The sequence below is a fragment of the Methylophaga sp. UBA1464 genome (genome assembly GCF_002325665.1).
GTDB lineage: Bacteria > Pseudomonadota > Gammaproteobacteria > Nitrosococcales > Methylophagaceae > Methylophaga.
Genome location: NZ_DCSO01000077.1, coordinates 89,806 through 97,066 on the forward strand (window position 1 = coordinate 89,806; position 7,261 = coordinate 97,066).

General features: G+C 47.3%; 7 protein-coding genes and 2 pseudogenes. 6 read left to right on the forward strand and 3 right to left on the reverse strand.

Annotation, left to right across the window (positions count from 1 at the left end):
- Positions 1–202: pseudogene (locus B3O33_RS09680) on the forward strand (antibiotic biosynthesis monooxygenase); the annotation flags it as partial.
- A 103-nt stretch (positions 203–305) separates the two neighbouring features.
- Here B3O33_RS09680 and B3O33_RS09685 read toward each other — a convergent pair.
- Entirely contained in the window at positions 306–1,925 is a 1,620-nt protein-coding gene (locus tag B3O33_RS09685) for a methyl-accepting chemotaxis protein (RefSeq protein ID WP_292362499.1), read from the reverse strand.
- 200 nt (positions 1,926–2,125) lie between these two features.
- Between B3O33_RS09685 and B3O33_RS16035 the strand changes: the two genes are divergently transcribed.
- The 5 genes from B3O33_RS16035 (at position 2,126) to hemF (ending at position 5,824) form a co-directional block, all read left to right on the forward strand.
- On the forward strand, positions 2,126–2,317 hold the full coding sequence (locus tag B3O33_RS16035) for a DUF6653 family protein (protein ID WP_363105316.1): 192 nt from the start codon (positions 2,126–2,128) through the stop codon (positions 2,315–2,317).
- 254 nt (positions 2,318–2,571) lie between these two features.
- Positions 2,572–2,952, forward strand: a complete 381-nt coding sequence (locus B3O33_RS09690) for a DUF6653 family protein (RefSeq protein WP_292362500.1) — start codon at positions 2,572–2,574, stop codon at positions 2,950–2,952.
- A 491-nt stretch (positions 2,953–3,443) separates the two neighbouring features.
- Positions 3,444–4,316 (forward strand): phosphoribulokinase, encoded by an 873-nt coding sequence (locus B3O33_RS09695; protein WP_292363502.1) that lies wholly within the window; start codon positions 3,444–3,446, stop codon positions 4,314–4,316.
- Positions 4,317–4,349: 33 nt separating this feature from the next.
- Positions 4,350–4,904, forward strand: a complete 555-nt coding sequence (locus B3O33_RS09700; RefSeq protein ID WP_292360694.1) for an L-threonylcarbamoyladenylate synthase — start codon at positions 4,350–4,352, stop codon at positions 4,902–4,904.
- Positions 4,901–5,824 carry an oxygen-dependent coproporphyrinogen oxidase gene (gene hemF / locus B3O33_RS09705; RefSeq protein ID WP_292360692.1) on the forward strand — a complete coding sequence of 308 codons (924 nt, stop codon included), beginning with the start codon at positions 4,901–4,903 and terminating at the stop codon, positions 5,822–5,824. Before B3O33_RS09700 ends, hemF begins: the two co-directional genes overlap by 4 nt.
- A 3-nt stretch (positions 5,825–5,827) precedes the next feature.
- Here the strand turns inward: hemF and prfA are convergent, their stop codons facing one another.
- Together prfA and B3O33_RS09715 are read right to left on the reverse strand one after the other, a co-directional pair.
- Positions 5,828–6,916, reverse strand: coding sequence for a peptide chain release factor 1 (gene prfA, locus B3O33_RS09710; protein WP_292360690.1), 1,089 nt, complete (start codon positions 6,914–6,916; stop codon positions 5,828–5,830).
- A 3-nt stretch (positions 6,917–6,919) separates the two neighbouring features.
- Positions 6,920–7,261: pseudogene (locus tag B3O33_RS09715) on the reverse strand (glutamyl-tRNA reductase); the annotation flags it as partial.

The following is a 7,261-nucleotide window of genomic DNA, read 5'->3' on the forward strand; positions in this document are numbered from 1 at the left end:
GGCTTTGGTCACCTGGTCGGCTATCTATCCGCTGGTATTGATATTGCCGTTTCTGCTACTGCCACTTCACCAGCTGGGGCTGCCTGACAACCATTATCTGGATACCCTTATCATCACCGGCATTGCCGTATTGCTGATGGTCTATGTGGTGATGCCACGCTATACCAAGCTCATTCATGCCTGGCTGTTCCGTGGTTGTTAAATAAGAATTGCGCCACAGGTAAATTTGAGGCCGTGTAAGAATCGAAACGTGTTAGATTTTTACACAGCCTCTCAATAATTAATCTCGTTGCCCGGCCTGTTTTTTAACTATCAAAAGAAGTCCGAAAGCGTGCGGTGAGGTTGTTCATCGAATTCGCTTCGGTTTTCAATGCGATACTGATGGCTCTGCTGCCAGCGATGGTTTCACTGACGGTTGATGCATGATTATCAAGTGTTGCGAATCGCAAACCGACCCGGTCAATCTCTTCTCGTTGCATTGAAAGGGCTTGGTTAATGGTTGTTGTCCGTTGCTCTAAATCGGCAAACCAGTGATTCATGGTGGCAAGCTGTTCTTTAAGTTCGTTTAAAGTGTGGCGATTGCCATCCCCGGCATGTTTCATTTCTGTGATTTGGTCATCAACGGCTTCCACAACCTGAATCAGATCATGTACCCATTGCCGAATTTGTCCCGTAGAGTCGGTGGTGCGTTGCGAAAGGGTTCGCACTTCGTCGGCAACAACGGCAAATCCTCGACCATGTTCGCCAGCTCTGGCGGCTTCAATGGCTGCATTAAGCGCCAGCAGATTGGTTTGTTCAGCTATTTCGGCGATGACGCTAATGACTTTTTCAATTTTTGAGGTTGATTCTGTTAGTTCTTGTATTGAGCTCGTCACTCTTGCAATCACTTCAACGGTATTATCTGCCGCCATTTCGCTTTTTTTGAGGCCTGATTGAATAACAGCATTCGCTGTTACGGCAGATCGAAGGGTCTCAGTTGAGTCATGCGTTGATGTTTCAATTGTAAAAGCCTGTTCGGCCATTGCCTGCATCGACAGGGTGACTTCCTGAATATGATCATGTGTCGTTCGGGATGCGGACTCCAGTTCTCTTGCCTGGCTATCAAGGTGATCGGAACGCTCATTCACGATTTTCGAGGCATTTCTGATATCGCCAATAAATCCCTCAAATCGGCCTACCAGTCGAATCAAAGCGGTCGCCACACCAGCTACTTCGTCGGAACCAGCCAGAGTCGGTGGGGTGGCCAGATCCGAATTTTTATCCATTGCCTGAATATCCTGCTCGATGCGTTGCAGCCGGAAAATAACGGTTTTTCTTAACCAGAAGGTCATCAACACAATTACGGTCAGAAAAAATATGAAGCCGCTGATCAATGAAACCTGTTGCCGGCCAAGATAATTTAGCAGTTCATCTGAGTCCTGGGAGATATGGTTGCGACTGGTTTCCTTGCGGATATTTATTTTTTCCAGCAGGGGGGACAGCACCGGAAAGAGGGAGAAATCCACGGTTTTCCCCGCCTGATAATAGCTCTGCTCGGCGATTCCTGCGCCCAGTTCGTCAAGATAAGCCGCCAGCGGTTCGCGAAGATCGGTGCTTTCGTTGTACCAGTTACGTAGTTGTGGATTTTGCTCAATCGCATGCAATTTGGCAGGAATTGATTGTGAAAGCACTTCAAATTGCTGGTTAATTTCACTCCATAGCAGTAACTGAGCCTTGGTTTTAAATGAGAGATCTTGCAAGTGACGGAGATCCTGTTCCAAATCAGTCAATAACCAGGATTCAGTCAGGCTGTTTTGGATAAGTTGTTCAGCGGAATTTTGCGCCTTTCCAATGATTGACCAGGACAAAAATGCCAGCGCCGAGAGCGCAAAGACAGAGAAAGAGGAAAAGAACAGAATCCTGCTACGAACCGTTTTAAGCATCATACCACCACATACAAATGGGAAATCATGATGCAGATTTGTTATGACATTACGATGACGGCTACCATTAAATTGCTTGTGGTTTACCTGTTTGATTTTTGAAACCGAACATCATACTTCGCACTCTCAAGCGGACGTTTATTCATCTTTCAAGGCAAAGCTAAATCTTAAAAAAACTTTTACTTACCCAGAGGTAATACGACATGACATTGGAACGGAAAATTGCCGGGATTTTTAAGCTTGATGATGAAAACTGGATGCGACACGCCAATCCCGTGAGTGTCTGGACAAGATATTCTGTGCTTCCTTTTATCGTCATTGCGTTCTGGAGCAGGGAGTGGATTGGCTGGTGGTGTCTAGGGCTTGTTGATCTTTCAGAGCCGCCTCTGTTGTGACTTAAAATGCACCAATCAAGGCGCGAGGAGTGTGATTTAGTCGTTCTAAATAAACGACAAGCAACACAGGCCGGCGCGCGCCTCCCTGGCGCGCCGGCATACAGTCCATCCGTGGACATAAGTGGTGCATTTTCAGCCACAACCCGCAGGGCTGGGACTATTTTTCCGCCCCTCGGCGTTGGAAATGACTTATGTAGAACAACTACATCGCATCATTTCCGCCTTGTTGGACGAAAAAATAGCCTCCAGCAGTGGTGGCTCTGAAAGATAAACAAGCCCTAGTGCCAAGTCTGGCATCTTTGTTGTGGTTATTTTTCAATCCTATCTTGTTCAAAAAACCGAAATCTACCAAAAACTGGGCATCAAAAGCCGTTCTGGGCGAGCGCGTTTATTTAAACCGGGATACGGTTCCAATACCGGATCGGCATACCATTCCATTACATGGTTTTCTTAATGGTATTTCCTTCAGAGGCTTGCTGTTAGCGGTCTGGGCTACTGTCTATTTTTCTGTCTGGGGCGCGATTCTGGGTGTGTCTTTGGCCTATCTTGGTAAAAGCTGGTTCCTGGATCGAATGGTCTGGCTTTACGAGGATATGAAGGAAGCGAACGAACTTTATCGCAGCTGGGAGTATTAGCAGAGCCAATAAAAGGTATCCAGCACAAACAAGGTGTCGAGTTCAGGGGAGCCGATCACGCTATCCTGTGTTGCCATGAAAAAGTCGTTACGACTTGAACCATAAATTTTGTTTATGCCGTCCATAAATATTTATGTCTTTTATTTATTGCGTTGCTGGTCTAGATTAAAAAACCATAAATAACGGGTCATCAGTGACACGCTTTTCCGCCGATGGAATTGCAAATCGAAAGGATGAATATTTTGGCATTACTAGATCTGGCAACAGCATGTAAAAACATTTCTTTTACGGTTGATCGAGGCGCCATTACTGGCATGTTGGGCGCCTCGAACTCAACCAATGTAAAGGGTAAACCCCAACTTCAGCGTGATATCATTACTAATGACATCCTGGTCGATTCCTTCTCGTGGACTGGCTACCTAGCCCGGAAATTGTACTCGTAACAAAGTCAAATCCGCCTCCCAATGTTCACCATCAAGGAGAAGGCTTAAATGTCTATTTCCCACCCGATTATTGCCGTTACCGGCTCTTCAGGAGCCGGTACTTCAACCGTAAAACATGCTTTTGAAGATATTTTTCGCCGGGCAAATATCAAACCCGTCGTTATTGAGGGCGATAGCTTTCACAAATACACCCGTGAAGAAATGCGCGCTGAAGTCATCAATGCTGAAGCAGAAGGTCGCTCGCTGACCCACTTTGGGCCGGAGGCAAACTGCCTGGATAGATTGGAAAAACTGTTCCAAACTTACTCTGAAACGGGGCGTGGCGAAAAGCGTCACTACATTCATGATCAGTGTGAAGCCACCAGATATAACCAACCACCAGGCACATTTACCAGGTGGCAAGAAATCGATAATGACAGTGATTTACTGTTTTATGAGGGGTTGCATGGTGGGGTGGTCACCGATGAAGTCAATATTGCCCAGTATGCCGATCTGTTGATTGGTGTGGTCCCGGTTATCAATATCGAATGGATTCAGAAAATCAAACGTGACTGCGCCAATCGTGGCTATTCCCAGGATGCCGTGGTGGACGTCATCCTCAAACGGATGCCGGATTATATTCACCATATTACACCGCAGTTTTCACGTACCCACATTAACTTTCAGCGGGTGCCGTTGATTGATACCTCCAACCCATTTGTGATGCGCGAAATACCTACAGCAGATGAAAGTCTGTGTGTGATTCGCTTTAAGGATCCAAAGATGGCTGATTTTCCCTATTACCTGTCGATGCTGAAAGATTCGTTTATGTCACGGCCAAATAACATGGTGGTTCCTGGAGTAAAAATGGGTCTGGCCATGGAAATAATTCTGATGCCATTTATTGAAGAAATGATGCATAAAAAACGCCAACGTGGTTAATCAGGTATCGAAAAGAAGCGAAATGAGTCGAATATGAGTTTTTCAGATTGGCAGTTACGACAGGCATGCCATGCTTTACAGGAGGATGGTGTCATTGCCTATCCGACTGAAGCGATATTTGGTGTTGGCTGTGACCCGTGGAGTGAAACAGCCATTATCAAATTGCTGGCGCTGAAACGCCGACCATTGGAAAAGGGGCTAATTCTGATCGCAGCTGATTTCAATCAATTGCAGGATTTCATTCAACCTTTATCCGCCGAACTTCTGGCGAAGGTAAACCAAACCTGGCCTGGCCCGACGACCTGGTTACTGCCTGTTCGTGAGTCGATTTCCCCTTTATTAACCGGTGGTCGTCAGACATTGGCGGTCCGGGTCACGGCACATCCTTTAGCGGCAGAGTTATCACGTCGATTTGGCGGGCCTCTGGTTTCAAGCAGCGCAAATATTACCGGTCTGCGCCCCGCCAGAAATGTGCATCAGGTGCATTGGCAGTTACCTGAGCTGGATTATGTGCTGCCCGGTGCATTGGGCGGTGCCACTAAGCCATCAACCATTCGTGATGCATTAACTGACGAGGTGCTGCGATGAGTGCACCTGATATAAATGCGGTACGTGAGTATTTACTCTCACTGCAAGATACTATCTGTAATGAAGTTGAAATTACCGATGGCAAAGAGAAATTTGCCGAAGATGCCTGGCAGCGTCCGGCTGGCGGTGGGGGCCGGACCCGCGTCTTAAACAACGGTGCTGTATTCGAACAGGCCGGGGTCAATTTTTCTGAAGTCAGTGGTGATAATTTACCGCCCTCAGCAACAGCCAGCCGTCCTGAATTAGCCGGACGCAGCTTTCAGGCGATGGGCGTTTCACTGGTGATCCATCCGCATAATCCTTATGTGCCTACCTCCCATGCTAATGTGCGTTTTTTTGTGGCTGAGAAAGCGGGTGAAGAACCTATCTGGTGGTTTGGTGGCGGTTATGATCTGACACCGTATTACACCTTTGATGAAGACGTAATTCACTGGCATCAAACCGCTAAAAGCGCTTGTGATCCTTTTGGTGACAGTGTTTATGAAGCGTACAAAAAATGGTGCGATGACTATTTCTTTATCAAGCATCGCAACGAGCCGCGAGGCGTTGGCGGTTTATTTTTTGATGATTTGAATGAGCCGAATTTTAGCCACTGTTTTGCTTTGTTGCGCAATGTTGGCGACAGTTACACCGCAGCCTATTTACCGATTGTCGAACGTCGTAAGGATATGCCTTATACCGAAGCGCAGCGTGATTTTCAGTTATATCGTCGTGGTCGCTACGTAGAGTTTAATCTGGTGTATGACCGCGGAACACTTTTTGGCTTGCAATCCGGCGGTCGCACCGAGTCGATTCTGATGTCACTGCCACCCCTGGTGAAATGGCGCTATAACTGGCAACCTGAACCGGGTTCTGCTGAAGCCCGGCTATATGATCATTATCTGCAGCCTCAGGATTGGCTGACGTTAAAAGCGAAATAGGGCTTAGGAGTCTTTCGAGAGTAACGCCAACTGATCGGCCTGATATTCGCTGATTAATGGATCAATTACCTGATCCAGCTGACCCGACATGACTTCATCCAGTTTATACAGCGTCAGATTGATCCGATGATCGGTAATACGCCCCTGAGGGTAGTTATAGGTACGGATGCGTTCACTGCGATCGCCACTGCCCACTAATAACCGCCGGGTTTCCGCCTGCTCTGATGCTTGTTTTTCTTCCTTGGCAGCCATGATGCGCGACTGTAAAACCGACATCGCTTTGGCGCGGTTTTTATGTTGTGAACGTTCTTCCTGGCACTCAACAATAATGCCTGTTGGAATATGCGTAATACGTACGGCTGAATCAGTGGTGTTAACGTGCTGACCACCGGCACCGGAGGAACGGAACGTATCCATTTTGATATCAGCAGGGTTGATTTCAATCTGATCGATTTCATCGGCTTCCGGCAAAATAGCTACTGTGCAGGCTGAGGTATGAATACGGCCCTGCGATTCGGTTTCCGGAACCCGTTGCACACGATGCGCGCCGGATTCAAACTTCAGCCGTGAATAGGCTCCCTCGCCGACAATACGGGCGATAATTTCTTTATATCCGCCATGTTCACCTTCCTGAGCGTTGAGTATTTCGACCTGCCAGCGGCGGGACTCTGCGTAGCGGGTGTACATACGGAACAAATCACCGGAAAAAATGGCGGCTTCATCACCGCCGGTGCCAGCACGAACCTCGAGAAAGATATTACGTTGATCATTGGGATCTTTAGGTAACAGCAGTTTTTGCAAGTCAATCGCCAGCTGTTCCTGTTTTTCCTCAGCGATGGCTAACTCTTCTCTGGCCATTTCACGCAGCTCAGGATCTTTTTCCTGCAGCATTGTCTGAGCATCTTTCAAATCACTTAATGTCTGCAAATACATGCCAAAGTGTTTTACAACAGGCTCTAGCTGCGCATATTCCTGCGATAAGGTGCGAAATTTATTCTGATTGGCCATGGTTTCCGGATCGGAAAGCAGGCCACTGATCTCTTCATGGCGATCAACTAAGGCTTCAAGTTTATGCCTGATGGAATCTTTCACAGATCAATCCTTAATATTAAATAAACGACGGGCAGCATCAATCATGGGATTATTTTCATCTGATTCAAATGCCGATTGTCGCAGTTGTCTACTGGGTTCGTGTAATAGTTTGTTGGTTAATGTGCGGGCCAGTTCGGTCATGACTATTTCGGCACTCATGCCCTGTTCCAGCTGGCGTAACGCTTTATCAACAGCCTGGGTGCTCAGCATTTGTCCCTGATCACGTATCGCTCTGATCACCGGAACAGCATCCTGACTCCGCATCCAGCCGGCAAAATGATCGGCCTGAGTATCAATAATTTCCTCAGCCTGCTTGGCGGCGTCACGGCGGGACTGTAAATTCTC